General features: G+C 66.6%; 16 protein-coding genes and 1 tRNA gene. 10 read left to right on the forward strand and 7 right to left on the reverse strand.

Annotation, left to right across the window (positions count from 1 at the left end):
- Nucleotides 1–425: 425 nt before the first annotated feature.
- Nucleotides 426–3950 (forward strand): bifunctional proline dehydrogenase/L-glutamate gamma-semialdehyde dehydrogenase, encoded by a 3525-nt coding sequence (locus tag G9E11_RS11175; protein ID WP_190605573.1) that lies wholly within the window; start codon nucleotides 426–428, stop codon nucleotides 3948–3950.
- A 114-nt stretch (nucleotides 3951–4064) separates the two neighbouring features.
- Here the strand turns inward: G9E11_RS11175 and G9E11_RS11180 are convergent, their stop codons facing one another.
- Nucleotides 4065–4319 (reverse strand): hypothetical protein, encoded by a 255-nt coding sequence (locus G9E11_RS11180; RefSeq protein ID WP_311764349.1) that lies wholly within the window; start codon nucleotides 4317–4319, stop codon nucleotides 4065–4067.
- A 160-nt stretch (nucleotides 4320–4479) separates the two neighbouring features.
- Nucleotides 4480–5334 carry a LysR substrate-binding domain-containing protein gene (locus G9E11_RS11185; protein WP_190605574.1) on the reverse strand — a complete coding sequence of 285 codons (855 nt, stop codon included), beginning with the start codon at nucleotides 5332–5334 and terminating at the stop codon, nucleotides 4480–4482.
- Nucleotides 5335–5465: 131 nt separating this feature from the next.
- Here G9E11_RS11185 and G9E11_RS11190 point away from each other — a divergent pair, with 131 nt between their 5' ends.
- Nucleotides 5466–6794, forward strand: coding sequence for an MFS transporter (locus G9E11_RS11190; protein WP_190605575.1), 1329 nt, complete (start codon nucleotides 5466–5468; stop codon nucleotides 6792–6794).
- A gap of 29 nt (nucleotides 6795–6823) precedes the next feature.
- Here the strand turns inward: G9E11_RS11190 and G9E11_RS11195 are convergent.
- Nucleotides 6824–6897, reverse strand: a tRNA-Gly gene (locus G9E11_RS11195).
- Nucleotides 6898–7143: 246 nt separating this feature from the next.
- Between G9E11_RS11195 and G9E11_RS11200 the strand changes: the two genes are divergently transcribed.
- On the forward strand, nucleotides 7144–7590 hold the full coding sequence (locus tag G9E11_RS11200; protein ID WP_190605576.1) for an SRPBCC family protein: 447 nt from the start codon (nucleotides 7144–7146) through the stop codon (nucleotides 7588–7590).
- 194 nt (nucleotides 7591–7784) lie between these two features.
- Complete coding sequence (gene dcd / locus G9E11_RS11205; protein ID WP_111902374.1) at nucleotides 7785–8360, forward strand: dCTP deaminase; 576 nt, start codon at nucleotides 7785–7787, stop codon at nucleotides 8358–8360.
- Between the two features lie 123 nt (nucleotides 8361–8483).
- Here the strand turns inward: dcd and G9E11_RS11210 are convergent, their stop codons facing one another.
- The 3 genes from G9E11_RS11210 to G9E11_RS11220 form a co-directional block, all read right to left on the reverse strand.
- Complete coding sequence (locus G9E11_RS11210; protein WP_190605577.1) at nucleotides 8484–9668, reverse strand: cation:proton antiporter; 1185 nt, start codon at nucleotides 9666–9668, stop codon at nucleotides 8484–8486.
- 5 nt (nucleotides 9669–9673) lie between these two features.
- Entirely contained in the window at nucleotides 9674–10156 is a 483-nt protein-coding gene (locus G9E11_RS11215) for a cation:proton antiporter regulatory subunit (RefSeq protein ID WP_190605578.1), read from the reverse strand.
- Nucleotides 10157–10251: 95 nt separating this feature from the next.
- Nucleotides 10252–11655, reverse strand: coding sequence for an MFS transporter (locus tag G9E11_RS11220; RefSeq protein WP_190605579.1), 1404 nt, complete (start codon nucleotides 11653–11655; stop codon nucleotides 10252–10254).
- A 190-nt stretch (nucleotides 11656–11845) separates the two neighbouring features.
- Here G9E11_RS11220 and G9E11_RS11225 point away from each other — a divergent pair, with 190 nt between their 5' ends.
- From G9E11_RS11225 to mnhG, 6 genes are read left to right on the forward strand one after another with little or no spacing between them, the layout of a single operon-like run.
- Nucleotides 11846–14941, forward strand: a complete 3096-nt coding sequence (locus G9E11_RS11225; protein WP_190605581.1) for a Na+/H+ antiporter subunit A — start codon at nucleotides 11846–11848, stop codon at nucleotides 14939–14941.
- Nucleotides 14938–15528, forward strand: a complete 591-nt coding sequence (locus tag G9E11_RS11230) for a Na(+)/H(+) antiporter subunit C (protein ID WP_190605583.1) — start codon at nucleotides 14938–14940, stop codon at nucleotides 15526–15528. Before G9E11_RS11225 ends, G9E11_RS11230 begins: the two co-directional genes overlap by 4 nt.
- Nucleotides 15525–17114, forward strand: coding sequence for a Na+/H+ antiporter subunit D (locus G9E11_RS11235; RefSeq protein WP_190605585.1), 1590 nt, complete (start codon nucleotides 15525–15527; stop codon nucleotides 17112–17114). The genes G9E11_RS11230 and G9E11_RS11235 overlap by 4 nt, the downstream gene beginning before the upstream one ends.
- Complete coding sequence (locus G9E11_RS11240; protein WP_190605587.1) at nucleotides 17111–17656, forward strand: Na+/H+ antiporter subunit E; 546 nt, start codon at nucleotides 17111–17113, stop codon at nucleotides 17654–17656. Before G9E11_RS11235 ends, G9E11_RS11240 begins: the two co-directional genes overlap by 4 nt.
- Nucleotides 17653–17931: an MrpF/PhaF family protein gene (locus G9E11_RS11245; protein ID WP_190605589.1), complete on the forward strand. Its 279-nt coding sequence runs from the start codon at nucleotides 17653–17655 to the stop codon at nucleotides 17929–17931. The genes G9E11_RS11240 and G9E11_RS11245 overlap by 4 nt, the downstream gene beginning before the upstream one ends.
- Nucleotides 17921–18337, forward strand: a complete 417-nt coding sequence (gene mnhG / locus G9E11_RS11250; RefSeq protein WP_190605591.1) for a monovalent cation/H(+) antiporter subunit G — start codon at nucleotides 17921–17923, stop codon at nucleotides 18335–18337. The genes G9E11_RS11245 and mnhG overlap by 11 nt, the downstream gene beginning before the upstream one ends.
- Nucleotides 18338–18417: 80 nt before the next feature.
- Here the strand turns inward: mnhG and G9E11_RS11255 are convergent, their stop codons facing one another.
- Nucleotides 18418–20409, reverse strand: coding sequence for a hypothetical protein (locus G9E11_RS11255; RefSeq protein WP_190605593.1), 1992 nt, complete (start codon nucleotides 20407–20409; stop codon nucleotides 18418–18420).
- Nucleotides 20410–20593 lie beyond the last annotated feature (184 nt).

The raw sequence follows: 20593 nt of genomic DNA on the forward strand, positions 1-20593 counted from the left end.
CACCGATGAGCCCTCCCGCACCTCCTAGGTGCGGGAGGGTTTTGGTTTAAGCGACGAGAGCTGAGGACGCGTTTGGGTTGTAGCGACGGAAGCTGAGGACGCGTTTGGGTTGTAGCGACGGAAGCTGAGGACGCGTTTGAGGTCCTAAACGCTCCATCAGATCCTGCAGCAATTCCCTCGATCCGTCCTCAGGTCCTGCAGGGATTTCCCGACGCGTCCTCACGTCCTGCAGGCATTCTCCCGACGCGCCCCCTCACCTCTCAGGCGGGGCCCCGAGCGGGGCCGTTATAGGCGTCTGACCGATATACAGAACGATCGGTATTTCTAACGTGTATTGCTCAGGAAAGATCGCTTTATCTTAAGCGAAGCGGGGCTCATACTGATGAATAAGACGATCACATCGCACCGAAAGAACGAGGAAAGCCATGACCAACACCGCCACGGATCACCGCGTGCAGGCAGGCAAGGACGCCGCCGTAGCCGGCGCCGTCGCCACACCCTCGGCAGGGTCCGACGTCGCCGAAGCGACCGCCCTGGCCGCTGACGCGATCGCCCTCGTCCGCCGCTGGCTGACCGAAGCCGCGAAGATGCCCGTCGACGCTTCCGCAGAGCAGCTCGCCGGCGTCCTGAAGGACCCCAACGGACTGGACTTCACCGTGGGCTTCGTCGACGGCGTGGTCCGTCCCGAGGACCTGCACGTCGCTGCCCGCAACCTCGCCACCCTCGCCCCGAAGGTTCCCGCCTTCCTGCCCTGGTACATGCGCAGGGCTGTCCAGGCTGGCGGCCTTATGGCCCCGGTTCTGCCGCAGGTTGTCATTCCGGTGGCCCGCAAGGTCCTCCGCGAGATGGTGGGCCACCTCATCGTTGACGCCACCGACTCCAAGCTGGGTCCGGCCATCGCCAAGATCCGCAAGGACGGCATCAAGCTTAACGTGAACCTGCTCGGCGAGGCCGTGCTCGGCGAGCACGAGGCTTCCCGCCGGCTCGAGGGAACCCACACCCTGCTGGCCCGCCCGGACGTGGACTACGTCTCCATCAAGGTGTCCTCCACAGTGGCCCCGCACTCCGCCTGGGCATTCGACGAGGCCGTGGAGCACGTCGTCGAGAAGCTCACCCCGCTGTTCGCCCGCGCCGCTTCCTTCCCCAAGCCGAAGTTCATCAACCTGGACATGGAGGAGTACAAGGACCTGGACATGACCATCGCGGTCTTCACCCGGATCCTGGACAAGCCCGAGTTCAAGAACCTGGAAGCCGGCATCGTGCTTCAGGCTTACCTGCCGGACGCGCTCTCCGCCATGATCCGGTTGCAGGAATGGGCTGCCGCACGCCGCGCTGACGGCGGAGCTGCCATCAAGGTCCGCGTGGTCAAGGGCGCCAACCTCCCCATGGAGCAGGTGGAGTCCTCGCTGCACGACTGGCCGCTGGCCACCTGGGGCACCAAGCTGGATTCGGACATCAACTACAAGCGCGTCATCAACTACGCGCTGCACCCGGACCGGATCGGCAACATCCGCATCGGCGTCGCCGGCCACAACCTGTTCGACATCGCCTTCGCCTGGCTGCTGGCCAAGCAGCGCGGCGTCGAGTCCGGCATCGAATTCGAGATGCTGCTCGGCATGGCACAGGGCCAGGCCGAGGCGGTAAAGAAGGACGTCGGCTCCCTGCTGCTCTACACGCCCGTGGTGCACCCGGCCGAATTCGACGTCGCCATCGCCTACCTGATCCGCCGCCTCGAAGAGGGCGCCAGCCAGGAAAACTTCATGTCCGCCGTCTTCGAACTCAGCGAAAACGAGGGACTGTTCGAGCGCGAGAAGCAGCGTTTCCTGTCCTCCCTGGAAGAGCTCGACGACGAGGTCCCGCCGCCCAACCGCCTGCAGAACCGCAGCCTCCCGGCAGAGCTGATGCCCCGCACCGGCTTCCAGAACACCCCGGACACGGACCCGTCCCTGCCCGCCAACCGCGACTGGGGCCGGGCCATCCTTGGCCGCGTCCCGACGTCGACCCTGGGCAACGCCTCCGTTGAGGCCGCCACCATCACTGACGCGGACACCCTCAACACCGTGATTGCCACGGCCGTCGAGAAGGGCAAGGCCTGGGGTGCGCTGTCCGGTGCCGAGCGTGCCGAAATCCTGCACCGCGCCGGCGACGTCCTCGAGGCCCGCCGCGCCGACCTGCTCGAGGTCATGGCCAGCGAGACCGGCAAGACCATCGACCAGGGCGACCCCGAAATCAGCGAGGCCGTGGACTTCGCCCACTACTATGCAGAGTCCGCCCGCAAGCTGGACCAGGTCGACGGCGCCACCTTCGTTCCGGCGAAGCTCACCGTGGTCACCCCGCCGTGGAACTTCCCGGTGGCCATTCCCGCCGGTTCCACGCTCGCGGCACTCGCCGCCGGCTCCGCCGTCGTGATCAAGCCTGCCAAGCAGGCCCGCCGCAGCGGTGCCGTGATGGTCGAGGCGCTGTGGGAGGCCGGCGTGCCGCGCGACGTGCTCACCATGGTCCAGCTGGGCGAACGTGAGCTCGGCCAGCAGCTGATCTCCCACCCGGCCGTGGACCGCGTGATCCTGACCGGCGGCTACGAAACCGCCGAGCTGTTCCGCTCCTTCCGCAAGGACCTGCCGCTGCTCGCGGAGACCAGCGGCAAGAACGCCATCATCGTCACCCCCAGCGCAGACCTGGATCTCGCCGCGAAGGACGTTGCCTACTCGGCCTTCGGCCACGCCGGACAGAAGTGCTCCGCCGCCTCACTGGTGATCCTGGTGGGCTCGGTTGCCAAGTCCAAGCGGTTCCACAACCAGCTGATCGACGCCGTCACCTCGCTGAAGGTCGGTTACCCGGAGGACCCCACCAGCCAGATGGGCCCGATCATCGAGCCCGCCAACGGCAAGCTGCTCAACGCGCTGACCACCCTGGGCGAGGGCGAGAACTGGGCCGTCGAGCCCAAGAAGCTGGACGAGACCGGCCGGCTCTGGAGCCCGGGCGTGCGCTACGGCGTCAAGCGCGGATCCTACTTCCACCTGACCGAGTTCTTCGGTCCCGTCCTCGGCGTCATGACCGCGGACACCCTGGAAGAGGCCATCGCCATCCAGAACCAGATCGAGTACGGCCTCACCGCCGGCCTGCATTCGCTCAACACCGACGAGCTAGGGCTGTGGCTGGACACCATCCAGGCGGGCAACCTCTACATCAACCGCGGCATCACCGGTGCTATCGTGCAGCGCCAGCCGTTCGGCGGCTGGAAGAAGTCGGCGGTTGGCGCCGGCACCAAGGCGGGCGGCCCTAACTACCTCGCCGGTCTTGGCGGCTGGACCAGCACCGAGAGCACCCACGGCGCGTCGGCGGGCATCGCAAACCGCAGGGTGCAGCGGCTTGTGGACGCAGTGAAGGCCGAACTCGGCGCTGCCGACCTGGAGGCCCTGCAGCGGTCGCTCGGCTCCGACGCCCTCGCGTGGGCAGACGAATTCGGCACCGCGAAGGACGTCTCGGGCCTGAGCGCCGAGCGGAACATCTTCCGCTACCGTGCACTGCCGGTCACCGTCCGGCTGTCCGACGGCGGATCCCTCCGGGCGCTCGTCCGGACAGTAGCCGCCGGCGTACTTGCCGCTGCCCCGCTCACCGTCTCCTCCGGCGTCGAACTTCCTGCCCAGCTGCGTTCCGTGCTCACCGGACTGGACATCCCTGTGACGGTGGAGAACGACGTCGAGTGGCTGGCATCCGCGGGACGTCTCGCCGCGGCTGACAAGCTGTCCGGCGGACGCATCCGCCTGATCGGCGGCTCCGCAGCTGACCTGGCCGAAGCGACCGGGGGCCGTCCGGACCTGGCCATCTACGCCCACGAGGTGACTGAGGCCGGCCGTATTGAAATGCTGCCGTTCCTGCACGAGCAGGCCGTCAGCATCACGGCGCACCGGTTCGGCACGCCGAACCACCTCTCCGATTCACTGATCTAGAGCATCGCTGATCTAGGGGCTCGCTGATCCAGCGAGACCGATAAGGCAACAGAACGGGCGGGCACCCTCCAAGTGCCCGCCCGTTCTCTTGCTTTGTTGCTTAGCTTTTGCTGCTCAGCCCAGATACCAGCCGGGTGGAGCCCACGACGCGGGAACGCTGTGTGCGGAGAAGTCCTCGCAGCGCGTGCAGGTGTACGCGACTTCGCCCAGTTTCCGGACGGTGCCGTCCTGGCGGTGCTTGGGCGGCACGAAGGACTCAAGGTAGATGAACTCGTCTGTTCCGCATTTTTCGCAGTTGGGCTGGCCGACGTATTCGGCGTCCACGGTCATAGGGTGGCGGGTATAGCGGGGGTTTGCGGCTGTTGTCACGGCGTAACCTATCCCGAACACACGGGCGTCATTACCAAGCATGTTCGTTATCGAAACCTGTGCATGTTAACGGCCGCTGCATGACCGCAACAGTCACAGCATAGGCCAGCTGCGAATCGTTATCAATCATTTTTGCTGCCCTACCCCGCTCCAGGCTGGCTCAAACAGGCTTCTTGAGGGTTCTTCCCATGATGGCCTGAGTCAGGGCGTCAATCACCTCGGCGTTTGCCAGCGGGTTCCTGATCAGCGTGAAATCGACATCCCCCACCGGCGGCAGCTCGAAGCGGCGGGTGATGACTTTAAGGTCCTCGGGCACCAGCGAGGACGGCATCACCGCCACCCCGAGGCCGGCGCGGACTGCCGCCAGCACGCCGCTGATCTGCTTGGTGGTGCATGTGATGCGCCACGTCCGGCCCACTGATTCGAGCGCGTCGATGGCAAGCTTGCGGCTCAGGCTGGGCGCGGGATAGGCGATCAGCGGCACCGGTTGGCCGAGTTCCAGTGCTGTCTGTTCGAGGCCCACCCAGGAAAAGGTGTCGTGCTGGACCACCGTGCCGTCCTTGGCGCCGGCCACCCACTTCACGAAGACGAGGTCCAGCTGGCCGGAATTCAGGCGCTTGTACAGCTGGTCGCTCTGGCCGACGGTGAGCTCGAGGTTGATCTGCGGGTAGATCTGCCGGAACTCGCGCAGGATGCGCGGCAGCCCGGTGATGGCGAGGTCATCGGCCGTGCCGAACCGCAGCCGCCCGCGCATGGCCGAGCCTGAAAAATAGCGGGCCGCGGCATCATGGGCCGCGAGAATGCTCCGTGCGAAGCCGGCCATGGCATCGCCGTTGTCCGTCAGCCTGACGTCCCTCGTGTCACGGCTGATGAGCGTCCGCTTCGCCGCGACCTCGAGCTTGCGCACGTGCTGGCTGACCGTCGGCTGGGCCAGGCCCAGGCGTTCTGCTGCCTTGGTGAAGCTCAGAGTTTCGGCGACGGCCAGGAAGGACCTGAGCTGGGCCGGTTCGAACATGCGTCCTCCTTCCACCGGGCAATCATTACGTTCGGCAATGATAGTTATAGGAGCAATAGTCTTCCACAATCGAAGGTGAGCGCCATAGCGTTGGGGACATCCCCGCCGGCCCGCTCACCTGAGGAACCCCTGTGACACCCCCACCGCCGCCACTGGCCACCGTCACCCAGCCCGTCGCCGTCGTCAGTGAACGGCTTCCGTGGCGTCACACCTTCATCTCACTCCGGGTTCCCAACTTCCGCCTCTTCGCCACGGGCCACTTCATTGCCGTCATTGCCATCTGGATGCAGCGGATCGCCCAGGACTGGCTGGTGCTGCAGCTCTCCGGCTCCGTCACCGCCGTCGGCTTCACAGTGGCACTGCAGTTCCTGCCATCGCTTCTGCTGGGACCGTGGGGCGGAATGGTCGCGGACCGGTTCTCCAAGCGCAAAATCCTCATTCTGTGCCAGTCGGCCGCGGCTGTCCTCGCCGCGGCGCTTGCCGCCCTGGCGCTCAGCGGGAGGATCGAAGTCTGGCACGTCTACGTCATTGCGCTGATACTTGGCCTGGTCACCGTGCTGGACCAGCCGGCCCGGCAGGTGTTCGTCCATGAGCTGGTTGGGCCCCGGTATCTGCGCAACGCCATCAGCGTGAACTCGACGACGTTCCAGCTGGGCGGCCTGATAGGGCCGGCGATCGCCGGGGTGCTGCTGACCGCCGTCGGGGCCGGCTGGGCCTTCGCTGCCAACGCCGCGGCCTGCTGCTCCACCGTTGCCATGCTCCTGCTGCTGCGGCGCGACGAACTGTTCGTCAGCGCTCCGGCGCCCAAGTCCAAGGGCATGCTGCGGGAGGGGCTGCGGTACGCGCTGAGCAAGCCCACCATCTATTGGCCGTGGCTCATGGTGGGCTTCATCTCCGTGTTCGCCATGAGCCTGCCGGTGCTGCTCGCCGCCTTCGCGGACCGCGTGTACGGAATCGGCGCGGGCGGTTACGGGATGCTGAATGCGCTTGTGGCGCTGGGGGCGCTGACCGGGGCAGTCGCCTCCACCCGGCGGCGGCAGCTGCGGCTGCGGTCCGTGGTCTTGGCGGCCGGCATGTACGGGCTGATGCTGTGCCTTTCCGCTGCGGTGCCCACCCTGCCGCTGTTCGGCGCCGCCCTGGTGCTGTCCGGGTTCTGGTGCCTGATGTTCCTCACCGCGTCCAACCAGCTGGTGCAGACGAGCTCCAACCTGGGCATCCGCGGCCGCGTGATGAGCCTGTACATCATGGTGCTGATCGGCGGCCAGGCCCTCGGCGGACCCATGATCGGGTTCATCGCCGAACATGTGGATCCGCACGCCGGGCTGCTGGTGGCGGGAGGGGTGCCGGCGCTCGCGGCGGCGACTGTCGCCGTCGTGCTTGCCCGCAAAGGTGAGCTGACGCTGAAGGTGGACGTGCGGAACCGGCGGGGACTGCTGCGGGTGGTGCGCCGGGCGGCGTGACGCCGGAGGCGGCGCATTCAAGGGAGGTTTGGAGCGGCTGACGGGAATCGAACCCGCGTATCAAGCTTGGGAAGCTAGCGCTCTACCATTGAGCTACAGCCGCAGTCGCACCGGAAACTGCCCGGGGCAGAACCTAGCTTAGCGCAGTTGTGCGGCGTCGCCGGCCATCTGGATCGCGGCTCGCGGCGTGTGGGGCAAACCGGGCCGGGGAGGCTCCCGTAACTGTTCGGTAAAGGCCCGGGCGGTGCGCGGCCGCGGGCCGGCGCACGTGACTATCCTGAATCTCGTTAGTTGCAGTACAGGGGAACGGGCTACGCAAGGCAGGGCCCGACGTCGGATAAGGATCCCCATGGCAGGTGCAGAACACGAGGTCCTCGTTGCGCGCGACGCCATGACGGTCTACTCATTCCTCCTGGACGGCGCCAATCTACCGAGATGGCAGGCCGATGTCCGGAGCGTAGGGCCCAGTTCGGGCAGCGCCGGCAGCGTGGGGACCGGGTACCAGGTGACCATGGATGGTCCGCGGGGCCGCCCCGTGGCTGGGGATTACCAGATCACCCAGGCGCGGCCCGGCGCCGAAATCCAGTTCCAGGTGGTGTCCGGCCCGTCCCTCCTGCGCGGCGGTTTCTACCTCAGCACCGAGAGTGCCGGAACCCGGGTGCGGTTCGTGCTGGAGGCTCCGTCCAAGAGTTTCTGGAGCTTTGTCCGCCCGGCATACCGGGGCCGGCTCAGGGCGGCGGTGCGGCAGCTCGAGAAGCTGCCCGCCGTCATCGAAGGACGGTCGACGGCGGACTGAGACCAGGCTCTTCCCCTTCAGTTTTTGTCCAGATATCGCGAGCTAAAGGGCCTTTTGCGGCCAAGATCTCGACAAAACTCCGGGGAAATGGTTCCAGCGTGCGCTTACTGGGCGCAGCCGTTGACCGCGGACGTCGCCCGCGGGGCAGGGCAGGGGAGCGGCACCGGCATTTTTGCAATGGTATTTTTGACGGTGTGCTGATCTCTGACCGCGACATTCGTGCCGAAATTGATTCCGAACGGATTGTGCTCGATCCGTTCGATGCCGCGATGGTCCAGCCGTCCTCGGTGGATGTCCGGATCGACCGCTTCTTCCGGCTCTTCGACAACCACAAATACGCCCACATTGACCCCGCCGAGGATCAGCCCGACCTGACCCGGCTGGTGGAGGTGGAGGAGGGTGAAGCGTTCATCCTGCACCCCGGCGAATTTGTGCTCGGCTCCACCTACGAGACCGTCTCGTTGCCGGACGACATCGCCGCGCGCCTTGAGGGCAAGTCCTCGCTGGGCCGCCTCGGCCTGCTGACGCACTCCACGGCCGGCTTCATCGACCCCGGCTTTTCCGGACACGTCACGCTGGAGCTGTCCAACATGGCCACGCTGCCCATCAAGCTCTGGCCCGGCATGAAGATCGGCCAGCTCTGCTTCTTCCGGCTTACGTCCGCTGCCGAGTACCCCTACGGCTCCGGCGAGTACGGCAACCGCTACCAGGGCCAGCGCGGGCCCACCGCCAGCCGCAGCCACCTGAACTTCCACCGCACGGACATCTAGGGCCGTTTTCCCGTCCGCCCTGCGCCGAGAGGTGAGATCTCATAGCTTAGCGGCTTCGAAAGCGTAGAGATCTCACCTTTCCACGAACGCCGTCGCACCCGGGGCAGTCCAGCGCGCACAAGCTTAGGCCGGGACAGGCTCCGGCCGCGCCGGACGGGAGAGCTTCTTGACGAGCGGCTCGATGTAGCGGGCAGCCAACGGGCCGATGACCGCCATGATCAGGACGTAGGCCGTGGCCAGGGCGGCGAGTTCGGCCTCGACCACCCCGGAGGTCACTGCGAGGCCGGCGATGACGATGGAGAACTCGCCGCGTGCTATCAGCGCGGCGCCTGCACGGAAGCGTCCTGGACGTGCGATGCCTGCGCGCTTCGCGGCCCAGGCTCCGGTGATGATCTTGGTAGCGGCCGTAACAACCGCCAGGACAAGCGCCCAGGCCAGCACCGGCGGGATGGAGGCAGGGTCGGTGTTGAGCCCGAACGCCACGAAGAAGATGGCGGCGAAGAGGTCACGCAGCGGCTCAAGGATCCGCGTTGCGCTGTGCGCCGTGGCGCCGGAGATGGCGATGCCGAGCATGAACGCGCCCACCGCGGCGGACACCTGGAGCGCGGCCGCCACGCCGGACACGAGCAGGGCGGCGCCGAGCAGGTTGAGCAGGAAGACCTCCGAGTTCTCGCTGTGCACGGCTTTGGAGACGTGATGTCCGTGCCGCAGGGCTACCAGCAGCACCACGGTGACAACAGCCAGCGAGACGCCCACGGTCTGCATGCCGCCAAGGAAGCTGACCCCGGCGAGCGTGGCGGTGAGGATCGGCAGGTAGACCGCCATCGCCAGGTCCTCGAAAACCAGGATCGAGAGCACCACAGGGGTCTCCCTGTTACCGATACGGCCAAGGTCCGTGATGACCTTGGCCGCAATGCCCGATGACGATATATACGTAACCCCGCCCATAACCATGGCGCCGACAACTCCCCAGCCGAGCAGGGCAGCCAGCGCAGCCCCGGGGACAAAATTCAGGACGAAGTCGAGGATTCCGGCTTTCCACGATCGGCGAAGGCCGGTCACAAGTTCGGTGGCCGTATATTCCAGACCGAGCATAAGCAGGAGCAGGATGACGCCGATCTCACCGGCCAGGTGGGAAAACTCCTTCATTCCGCTCAGTTCCACCACGCCGCCCGCACCGAAGCACAATCCACCCACCAGGTACAGCGGTATGGGGGACATCCCGATCCGCCCCGCGAGCCGTGCCAGCAGGCCGAGGCAGAACACCACTGCCCCCAGTTCGATGAGCGTCAGGGCCACGCGGTCCATGACGGTCAGCCGTTGCGCAGGATGTCGGCCGCAGCGTCCAGGCCTTCTTGCGTGCCGACGGCGACCAGCAGGTCACCGGGGTGAAGGAGGACGTCGGGACCTGGTGAGGGAACCACCTCACCTTCACGCATGATCGCCACAATCGAAACACCGCACCGGGTGCGGATGCAGGCCTTGCCCATGGGCTGGTTCTGGAACGGAGAATCCGCGGCGATGGAGAACTGCCTGGTGGTGATCCCCGGAACTTCCCTGTGCGCCTCCGTCAGCTTCATCGCGAGGTGCTGGCCGCCGAGCAGATTCCCGAGTGTTGCCGCCTCGTCGCCGGTCAGCGGTATCGAGGCCTGGCAGGTGTCCGGGTCATCCCACGTGGAGACGAACAGTTCGGTCTGGCCCTCGCGGAGTTCCACCACCCCGATACGCCGGCCGGATGCTGTCATGAAGTCCTTGCGCCGACCCAAACCCGGGAGGTCCGTCTCTTCCACGTTCATAACATCAGCCTAGTCTGCGAACGCGCGATTTCGGCTGAATCTGTGCGCCCTGCCGGGAGCATAAGTGTCTGTGTGCGCTCACCCCCGGTGGCGGGCTAGGACTGGGGGACGACGGCGATCTCGGCGTCGCTCGGGGCCTTGACCGGCAGGAGGACCAGCAGCCCGGCGAGCAGCACCACCATGATCCCCAAAATGCCCCAGCGCTGCGCGTCCCCTTGAGCCACCAGGGGAGTGGCAACGGTGATGCACAGCGTGAACAGGGCCGGGGCGAGGAAGCTGACGGCACGGCCGGTGGTCGCGTACAGGCCGAAGAGCTCACCGGATTCACCCTGCGGGGCCAGCCGGGCCAGATACGCACGGGACGAGGACTGCGCGGGCCCAACAAACAGGCAAAGGAAGAGGCCGAAAACCCAGAACGTCGTGGCCCCCGACCACGGCACCCCGAAGAGCGTGTGGTTGTCGTTGCCCAGCACCAGGATGACTGTTCCGGCGGCCAGCAGGCCGGTGAGGGAGCCGATGATCACGGCCTTGGGCCCGACCGTGTCGTCCAGGAAACCGCCGATGATCGCGCCTGCGGCCGCCACGATGTTGCCGAATATGGCGAAGAAGATGACCTGCGGCAGTTCGAAGCCGAAGGTGCCGGCTGCGATGATCCCGCCGAACGTGAAGACCGCCGCCAGGCCGTCCCGGAAGATGGCGCTGGCCAGCAGGAAGAAGATGGTGTGCGGACTGGTCCGGTAGATCGCCTTGATCCTCCGCGCCAGCAGTCCGTACGAGGCCAGGAAACCGAGGCTTGCGGCCCGCTTCGGCTTGGGCAGCTCCGGAACGGCGAACATGACCGGCACCGCGAAGATGACGAACCACAGGGCGGAGAACACGGCCACCAGCCGGATGTTGAGGCTGTCCTGCGTGGAGGCACCGAACCATTCGAAGCGCGGCTGCACGAACAGCTGGAGCACGATGAGCAGGGCCACGATGCCGCCCAGGTAGCCCATGCCCCAGCCGAACCCGCTGACCTTGCCGATGTTCCGCGGCGTCGAAATCTGCGCCAGCATGGCGTTGTAGTTCACGCCCGCGAACTCAAAGAACACGTTGGCCAGGGCGATCAGGGACACTCCGAGCAGGAGGAACCCGGGCCGGGGAAAGACGAAGAAGCACAGTGCTGTCAGGATCGCGACGGCGGCCGTGTTGACTCCCAGCCAGAGCTTGCGGCGGCCCCCGGTATCGGACCGCTGACCCGTGACGGGCGCGAGCAGGGCGATGGCCGCGCCCGCAATGGCCAGGGCACCGCCGAGCACCGCCGAGGCGCGGTCTTCGCCGCCGAACGCCTGGGACGTCAGGTAGACGGTGAAGACGAACGTCGTCATGACCGCGTTGAACGCCGCGGACCCCCAGTCCCAGGCTGCCCAGGCCAGAACGCGGCCCTTGCTGGACGCCTGCGCCCCTGCTTCAAGTTCCGACGGCGGCTGCGTTGCCTCGGATGCGGCTGCGGAGTTCATAGGCCGATGCTATCCGCCCATGGCGAACAGGGACCCAACAACCTCCCGCGAACTGGCGAAACTTACCATGCGCCCGGCCTTAGCGGGGAAAACTGTCGGTACCCCCTTGATAAACTGTCGGAACCGAACCCAACGAATGACCGCCAGCTCCAACTTTTGATAACCGAATTCTGACTTTGCGGAGATACCAGTGATCACAGTCCTTGCCGTGCACTTCGCGGTGGCCGCTGTGGCGCCGTTCGTCTTCAGGAAGTTCGGCCGCAATTCGTTTTATGCGCTGGCCGCGGTGCCGGCAGGTTCATTCGTCTGGCTCCTGTTCCAGCACGCCGCCGTCTATGGCGCCGGATCCCACGCGAAAACCCCGGCACAAACCGGCGCGCCCGCCGAAATTGTGCCGTGGATTCCAAGCCTCGGCCTCGAATTCGCCTTCCGCATGGACGCCCTGGCGTGGGTCATGTCCCTGCTGGTCCTCGGCGTGGGCGCCCTGGTGCTGGTGTACTGCGCACGGTATTTCAAGGACGAGGACAGCTACCTCGGCGGGTTCGGGGCTCAGCTGCTGGCGTTCGCCGGGGCGATGTTCGGCCTGGTCACCGCGGACGACCTGCTCATGATGTTCATTTTCTGGGAACTCACCACGGTCCTGTCCTACCTCCTGATCGGCTATGCACGGACAAGACTGGCGGCCCGCCGCTCCGCACTGCAGGCCCTCATGGTCACCACCGCCGGCGGCTTGGCCATGCTCGTTGGCCTGATCATGCTCGGTGCCAGCGCCGGCACGTACCGGATCTCCGGCATTCTCGAACAGGCGCCAGAGCTGGTTTCCGGGCCGGCAGCGGGAGCCGTGGCCGCCGCCGTCGTCCTCATCCTGGCCGGTGCGGTGACCAAATCCGCGCTCGTCCCCTTTCACTTCTGGCTTCCGGGCGCCATGGCAGCACCAACTCCCGTGAGCGCTTACCTGCACGCCGCCGCCATGGTGAAGGCCGGCGTGTACATCGTGGCACGCCTCGCCCCGGGCTTTACGGACACCGCCTACTGGCTGCCGATCGTCCTCGGGCTCGGCTTGGCCACCATGCTGGTGGGCGGCTACCGGGCCCTGCGCCAGACAGACATCAAACTCATCCTGGCCTACGGCACCGTGAGCCAGCTGGGATTCATTACCATGGTGGTGGGGCTCGGAAAGCCCGACGCCGCCCTTGCTGGCCTGGCCATGCTGCTCGCCCACGGGCTCTTCAAGGCAACCCTCTTCCTCGTGGTGGGCATCATCGACCACCAGTCCGGCACGCGCGACATCCGTAAGCTCTCGGGCGTTTTCCGCTCCTCCCGTGCCCTCGGCATCGTTGCCGGCATCGGCGCCGCATCCATGGCCGGCATCCCGCTGCTGGGCGGCTTCGTCGCTAAGGAATCGGTGCTCGAGGCGTTCGTGCACTTCACCGCAGCGCCCGGTCACGGCCCCTGGGGCGCAGTGGTCCTGACAGGCGTGGTGCTCGGCTCCGTGTTGACATTCGCTTACAGCGCGCGCTTCATGTGGGGCGCCTTCGCGGTAAAGCCGGGCGTCGAGCGCACCCCGTTCAAGGCCATCCGCACCTCCTTCCTGGCAGCCCCGGCAGCCCTGAGCGTCCTCACCATCGTGTACGGCCTGTGGCCGGCGCCTGTGGACGCGTGGATCCAGCCGTACGCGGCCCTGTTTACCGGGGAAACGCAGCTCACGGAAGGAACGTCCGACGCCGGCTCCGCGGCAGGTGCCGCCGGGCACCTGGCGCTGTGGCACGGACTGACCCCAGCCTTGGGACTGACTGCCATCACGTTCGCCGCCGGCGCGGCGATGTTCTACGGACGGGGGCTGGTAGACCGGATCCAGAGCGCCATTCCGCCCTGGTTCGACGCCGACCGCGGCTACCAGCTGACGATCGGTGCCCTGGACGACGTCGCCGTGTGGATCACCGGACGCACGCAGCGCGGTTCGCTGTACTTCTACCTGGCCGTGATCCTCACTGTCGCCTTCGTCCTGCCCCTGTCCGCCCTGATCGCCGCGAACAAGCCGCTTCCCGAGGGGCTGTATTTCGTCGACCCCAACTCGCCCCTGCAGCTGGTGGCAGGCGCGGGGATCGTGATCGGGGCGCTCGCCGCCGTCCGGGCCAACAAGCGGTTCCTTGCGGTGCTCATGGTCTCGGTCACCGGCTACGGCATTGCCCTGATGTTCGCGCTGCAGGGCGCCCCGGACCTGGCCCTGACGCAGATGCTTGTGGAAACGATAATCCTGGTGGCGTTCGTGCTGGCCATGCGCAGCCTCCCGCCGGAGCTGCGCGACCGCACCGGCGGCAAGTACCGGGTGGTCCGCGTGATCATTGGCCTGTCCTTCGGCGCCACCATGGTCTTCGCCGCCATCCACGCCATGGGTGCCCGGATCGCCACGCCCGTCTCCCTCGAGTTCCCGAAGCTGGCCTACGAGGGCGGCGGCGGGCTCAACATCGTCAACGTCACCCTCGTGGATATCCGCGCGTGGGACACCTTCGGTGAAATCTCCGTGCTGGCGCTGGCCGCGACCGGCGTGGCGAGCCTCATCTTCGTTCGGGGCCGCGGGGACCGGCTGCGCACAGCGTCGGCCGTGGCTGAGGGGACCGTCGGCCGCCGCCATGGCGTGGACAAATCATCGCGGGACGGTGCCGCCCTGGCGCTGACCCGCAAGTTTGCGGCGGCCACGCGGGACCCGTGGCTCGTCGCCGGGCGCACGCTGGCACCGGAACGCCGCTCCATCATCTTCGAAGTGGTCACCCGGCTCGTCTTCCACTCGATGATCATCTTCTCGCTCTACCTGCTGCTGGCGGGACACAACCTCCCCGGCGGCGGCTTCGCGGGCGGACTCATGGCCGGGCTGGCCCTCACGCTGCGCTACCTGGCGGGCGGCCGCTTCGAACTGCACGAAGCCACCCCCATCAGCGCCGGCACCCTGCTTGGGATCGGCCTGGCCACCGCCGCCTTGTCCGGTGCCGCGCCAGTGCTGCTGGGCGGTCAGGTGTTCCAGAGCGCCATCATTGAGTTCTGGCTGCCGGTCTTTGGCGACATCAAGTTCGTCACCTCCACGATTTTCGACACCGGCGTCTACATCGTCGTCGTAGGACTCGTGCTGGATGTGCTGCGCAGCCTTGGCGCCGAGATCGACGAGCACTTTGAAGAACGTCCCCTGCAGCTGGACGCGCAGGAGGCCACCGGGCAGGAGGCCACTGAGGGCGGCGACCAGGTGTCCGCCGGTATCCCGGCCGGATCAACCCAAGGCGGCAAGCCATGACCGTTAACCTGACCCTGCTGACTGTCATGGGCGCACTCTACGCGTGCGGCATTTACCTGATCCTGGAACGTAGCCTCACTCGAGTGCTGCTGGGCCTGATGCTCCTGGCCAACGCTACCAACCTGCTGATCCTTGCCACTGGCGGCTACGCCGGCCTGGCTCCCTTCTTCAGCAAGGACACGGACCCCGCGTCCTACAACGACCCCCTGCCGCAGGCACTGATTCTGACGTCCATCGTCATTTCTTTCGCAGTCACGGCTTTCATGCTGGGCATCATCTATCGGACCTGGCTGCTTGCCCGGCAGGACGACATCCAGGACGACATCGAGGACCGCCGCGTGGCCGAAACCCCCAGCTTCGACGCAGAGGATGACGCCGTCATCCCCGTGGAAACCTCCGAGTTCCCGTTGCCCAAGCTTGGTTCGGACGGTTCGGACAGTTCCGCCGCGGCGGAACCGGCGGCGACTGTCGAGGCGGGCGGCCGGACCCTTCTGGCGGAGCATGCCGCGCTGGAGGAGAAGCCGGGATCGGGCAACATCGCAGCCATTGACAATGACAACGCGCCCAGGGCCGGAGGGGCGAAGTGAACCTCGCAAGCCTTGCCCCGCTCGCCGTCGTACTTCCCATCCTGGGGGCGGCGCTGACGTTCGTGCTGATCCGGCATTCCCGGGCGCAACGCGCGGTGAGCATAGCGCTGCTCTCGCTCACCCTGCTGCTGGAGTGCCTGCTCCTGGCGTCCGTCTGGAACGGCGGCACCGCAGCGGTGAACATCGGCGGCTGGGTGCCGCCATGGGGGATCGTCCTGGTGGTGGACCAGTTCTCATCGCTCATGCTCGTGGTGTCCTCCGCGGTGAGCCTCGCCGTCCTCGTGTACGCCACCGGGCAGGGTATGGCCGACGGCGACCAGGACGCCCCGGTGTCGATCTTCCACCCCACGTACCTGATCCTGGTGGCCGGCGTCTCCAACGCGTTCCTCTCCGGGGACCTGTTCAACCTGTACGTCGGCTTCGAGATCCTGCTGACGGCCAGCTACGTGTTGATGACCCTCGGCGGCACGGGCCCGCGTATCCGGGCAGGCGTCACGTACGTGGTGGTCTCGGTGGTGTCGTCGGTGCTGTTCCTGATTGCCATCGCGATGGTCTACGGCGCAACGGGCACCATCAACATGGCGGACCTGGCCATCAAGCTCTCCGAGCTGGACCCGGGCACCAAGACGCTCCTGCACGTCATGCTGCTGGTAGCCTTCGGCATCAAGGCCGCCGTGTTTCCCCTCTCCTTTTGGCTGCCGGACTCATACCCCACCGCACCGGCTCCGGTCACGGCGGTGTTCGCCGGCCTGCTGACCAAGGTGGGCGTGTACGCCATGGTCCGCACGGAAACCCTGCTGTTCCCCGGGGACAGCCTCAACACGCCCCTGATGGTGGTGGCGCTGCTGACGATGATCGTCGGCATCCTGGGCGCCCTCGCACAGAGCGACATCAAGCGTCTGCTGTCCTTCACCCTTGTCAGCCATATCGGCTACATGGTGTTCGGCCTGGCGATGTCCTCCGTGGCCGGGCTGGCGGCGGCCGTGTTCTACGTGGCGCACCACATCACCATCCAGACGAGCCTTTTCCTGGTCACCGGGCTCATTGAGCGCCGCGGCGGCAGCTCTTCAGTGGACCGGCTGGCCGGGCTGGCCAAACTGTCCCCGCTGCTGGCCCTGCTGTTCTTCGTTCCCGCCATGAACCTTGCCGGCATCCCGCCGTTCTCGGGCTTCCTGGGCAAGCTCGGCCTGATGCAGGCCGGCATCGGACTCGGAACCCCGCTGGCCTATGCCCTGGTGATCGGCGGTGTGCTGACCAGCCTCCTGACCCTCCTGGCCGTCGCCAGGGTGTGGAACCGCGCGTTCTGGCGCAAGGCCGAGGACGCGGAGCACCCCGATCCGGTGCTCCTGGCGGTGCCCGCCCCGGAGGGCGGTGCGACGGCGGTGCGCCTGCTGCCGTGGACCATGGTGGGGTCCACGCTGGGCCTCGTGGTGCTGGGTGTGGCGCTCACCGTCTTCGCCGGGCCGCTCTTCCAGGTGGCGGACCAGTCCGCCGCAGCCATGCTGGACAGGTCCTCATACATCCAGGCAGTGCTCGGTGACGGCACGCCCGTGCCGGCTGTGGCGCTGGGCGGAGGCGGAAGGTGAGCATGCGGAGAGGGTCCCTGCGGCAGGAACTGCCGCTGCTGGTCTGGCTGGTCATCGTCTGGGGAGCGCTCTGGCAGGACTTCAGCCCCGACAACCTGCTCTTCGGTGCGCTGCTGGCGGTTGCCGTGGCGCGCCTGTTCTACCTGCCGCCGGTGGAGCTGAGCGGACGCTTCAACGTACTGAAGGCCGTTCCGTTCGCAGTGGTGTTCCTCGGCCGGGTGGTGGCCGCCAGCTGCCAGGTGTTCTACCTGGCGGTGGCCCAGGGGCCCAAGGTGACCAACGCCGTCGTCGCCGTTCCGTTGCGGAGCCATTCCGACCTGATGGTGACGGCCACCGGCCACGTGATCTCCCTGATTCCGGGGTCATTGGTGGTGGAGGTGGACAGGTCCACGTCCACGCTCTACATCCACGGTTTGAACGTACGGAACGGGGAGGACGTCCTCAAACTGCGCAAGGAAGTCCGCGACACAGAGGCGGGGCTCATCCGGATCATGGGAACGAAGGAAGAGCTTGCCGCCCTGAACCAGGAGGTTGGCGCATGATGGGGCTTGTCCTCACCCTCACGGCTGTGGCGCTGGCCCTGGCCGCCGCGGGCGCGATCATCCGCATCGCGCGCGGCCCGTCGCTCCTGGACCGGGTCCTCGCAGCGGACGTGCTGCTGGCCATCCTCGGCGCGGCGCTGTGCATCGACATGGCCGTGAACCGGCACCTGAACAACCTGATGCTGGTGGTTGCCATCTCCATCATCGGCTTTATCGGCTCGGTGACCGTCGCCCGGTTCGTGGCCGACAGGCGGGAGCAGCCCAGTGAACCCTGAACCCAATACCGTGGACGCTGTGATCGACGCGGTTTCGGCCGTGTTCATGGTGGTGGGCGCGCTGATGTCCCTTGCCGCCGCCATCGGACTGCTTCGGTTTCCCGACCTGATGAGCCGCATGCATGCCGCCACCAAGCCCCAGGTACTCGGGCTGTTCCTGCTCCTTGCCTCCGTGGGCCTGCAGCTGCGGACGTGGTGGGTGTGGCCGGTGCTGCTCGTTGCCTGGATCTTTCAGCTGCTCACCGTCCCCGTTTCCGCCCATATGGTGGGCCGCGCGGGCTACCGTACCAAGCACCTCCACAAGGAACTGCTCAGCAAAGACGAGCTCGAAGCCGTGGTACAAAAGGCGGCCAAAGCGGCCCGGGAATCAGAGGCCGACGACGGCGGCAACCGCACCGCCCGCTGAGCTCAATCAACATCCTTAAACCGGTCAGGCCCCGTCTGCTGTGCAGACGGGGCCTGACCGGTCTTGGTGGAACGTTGGATCTACCGGGTGGCGAGCACCCCGGTTGCGGTGCCGCCGCGGCTGGACTGGACCAGGACGCTGGTGATCTGCCGGTTCGGTCCGGGCTTTGCCCGGTAGGACCAGGCGCCGAGGGTGTCCACCTGTGCCGTGCCGATCTTGGTGACGGCCCGGCCGGGCGTGGTGTCGTAGATGACCACGGTGGTGGCCGGGACCAGGACGGCGGTGTTGCCGGCCAGTGTGGAGGTTCCCGTGACCCGCAGTTCGGTGCCGAGCCGGTGCCGGGAGCCGGCGACGGCTACGGTGTCCGTTTGGACCGTCAGGTTGACTGTTGCCGGGGCGCTGCCGATGCCGTTCTTGTCCGTGACGACCAGCTGGAGCTGGACCGGGTCGTCGGACTTGGCCGTGAGGGGAGCGGTGTCAGTGTTCTTGGCGTAGTACGGGACGGTGACGGTGGGCTTGGCGGTGGTGTCGCTGGAGAAGGTGACGGTGGGTCCGCTGACCTGGAGCCACTTGTAGCTGGCGGCGCCGGTTGAGGCGCTGCCGTCCAGTTGGACGGTTCCGCCGCGGGTGATGGCGGTTGAAGCGGCGGTGGCCACCGCCGTCGTCGGCTGTGTTTCGCCTGGGACGGGGCCGGTGCCGTTGCCGGTGTCGACGACGGGACCGGGGTCCGGGGCGGGGGTGACCGGGTCCAGCCCGGCCGGCGTTGCTGCGCCGCCGGAGATGGTGACCGGCAGGGTAGCGGTGCCGCCCGCCGCGGTTTTCACGGTGACGGTTGCCGGTGGGGCCTTCACCGGGAAGGATTTCTCGGCGCCGGTTCCGGTGGCCGATGCTTCCAGGGTTCCGAGCCCGGTGACGGTGAGCGGGTAGCCAACTGTGGAGGTGGCGCCCACGGTCAGGTTGGTGCCGTCGTAGATGGCTTTGGTGATCATGACCCCGCTGGGTTTGGTGACGTTGATCTGGCTGCTGCTGGCGGGCTTGTCGCCAATGTTGGTGACCTTGACCGACGTCGGTGCGGTGCCGGTGAACTGGACCCGGGCGTAGTACCGTCCGGTGTCGGGGTCGCTGAGCATGGGGGTGGTTTCGAAGGCGCCGGCCTGTCCGTCGATCTGGAGTTGGGCGCCGTTGCCGCTGCTGGCGAATACGTCGATCATGTTGCCGTTCAGGACGGCGCTGTCAGTGTTGACTCCCTGGTTGGTGGAGATCTTGCCCTGCACGGTGAACTGGTCTGTTTCCAGGGCCAGTCCGCCGCCGTTGACGGAGAATTTATTGTAGCCGGTGGGGCTTCCGGTGACGGTGTGGTCCTGGCCCGGGTCTCCGAGGTAGCCGGCGGGTGCGGCGGGTGCGGCGGCGGGGTCCCATTTGAGGAACGGTCCGATGTTGCTCTTCAGCGCTGTGCTGAAGTTGCCTGCTGCGGGTGAGATGTCTTCGACGAGCTTGCCGGCTCCCGTGCCGTCGGTGTCGATGGTGATGGTGCCGTAGGGGTGCCGGAAGGTCAGTGTGGTGTTGGCCGGGGCGCCCTTGACGACGATGCGCTGGCGGCCGAATACGACCTGGTCGCCTTCGGTGACGGTGTTGGCGAACGCTGCCTCCAGGCCGAGGACCAGGACGGCCTTGCCCCCGCCGGGGAGGGTCAGTTCGGAGCCGGCGAGCATGTAGAACGCCTCATCCGGGAAGTTGCCCGGGAATGAGATGGGTGCGGTCTCGTCCGGGATGTCCCCGGGCAGGAAACCGCACAGCGGGTTCTCCGCGTCCAGGCACAGTTCGACGCGCGTTTTGTTGCTGTCTTCGTACCAGGACGGGAAGCCGTACTCGGTGTTGACGGGTCCGACCGCGGTCAGCTTGTTCAGGTTCGTCTGGGTCACCTGGGTTGCCGCCAGCGAGGCTCCTGCTCCTGTCGCCGCAAGCAGGACGGCCGTTGCGGCAGCAATGCCGCGGCGGCGGGACGCAGGGCTGGGGCCGCGGTCCCGGGGGGTCAGGCGTTGGGCTGACAGGAAATGTGGTGTGGATACCATTTTTGTCTCCTCGTAAAGACGCTGATGGCATCCACTAAAAATCGTGGGGGTTGGAAAAACGTTCGGATTACGGGTTGGAAAAACCTTGGCATTCAAGGTTTCTTCCGGTGGTGTGGGGGGACCCGCGCTGCTCTTGCAGAGACCGTGCTCATGGCCTCCAGGCGGCATGCGGTGGGCCGCCAAG

It is taken from the genome of Arthrobacter ipis (assembly GCF_014694315.1).
Taxonomy (GTDB): Bacteria; Actinomycetota; Actinomycetes; order Actinomycetales; family Micrococcaceae; genus Arthrobacter; species Arthrobacter ipis.

Bases quoted from the DNA above. Each gene is read 5' to 3' on its own strand.
- G9E11_RS11175 (WP_190605573.1), top strand. From the start codon at position 426: ATGACCAACACCGCCACGGATCACCGCGTGCAGGCAGGCAAGGACGCC.
- G9E11_RS11185 (WP_190605574.1), bottom strand. From the start codon at position 5,334: ATGTTCGAACCGGCCCAGCTCAGGTCCTTCCTGGCCGTCGCCGAAACT.
- G9E11_RS11200 (WP_190605576.1), top strand. From the start codon at position 7,144: ATGGCAGGTGCAGAACACGAGGTCCTCGTTGCGCGCGACGCCATGACG.
- G9E11_RS11210 (WP_190605577.1), bottom strand. From the start codon at position 9,668: ATGGACCGCGTGGCCCTGACGCTCATCGAACTGGGGGCAGTGGTGTTC.
- G9E11_RS11215 (WP_190605578.1), bottom strand. From the start codon at position 10,156: ATGAACGTGGAAGAGACGGACCTCCCGGGTTTGGGTCGGCGCAAGGAC.
- G9E11_RS11220 (WP_190605579.1), bottom strand. From the start codon at position 11,655: ATGAACTCCGCAGCCGCATCCGAGGCAACGCAGCCGCCGTCGGAACTT.
- G9E11_RS11230 (WP_190605583.1), top strand. From the start codon at position 14,938: ATGACCGTTAACCTGACCCTGCTGACTGTCATGGGCGCACTCTACGCG.
- G9E11_RS11245 (WP_190605589.1), top strand. From the start codon at position 17,653: ATGATGGGGCTTGTCCTCACCCTCACGGCTGTGGCGCTGGCCCTGGCC.
- G9E11_RS11255 (WP_190605593.1), bottom strand. From the start codon at position 20,409: ATGGTATCCACACCACATTTCCTGTCAGCCCAACGCCTGACCCCCCGG.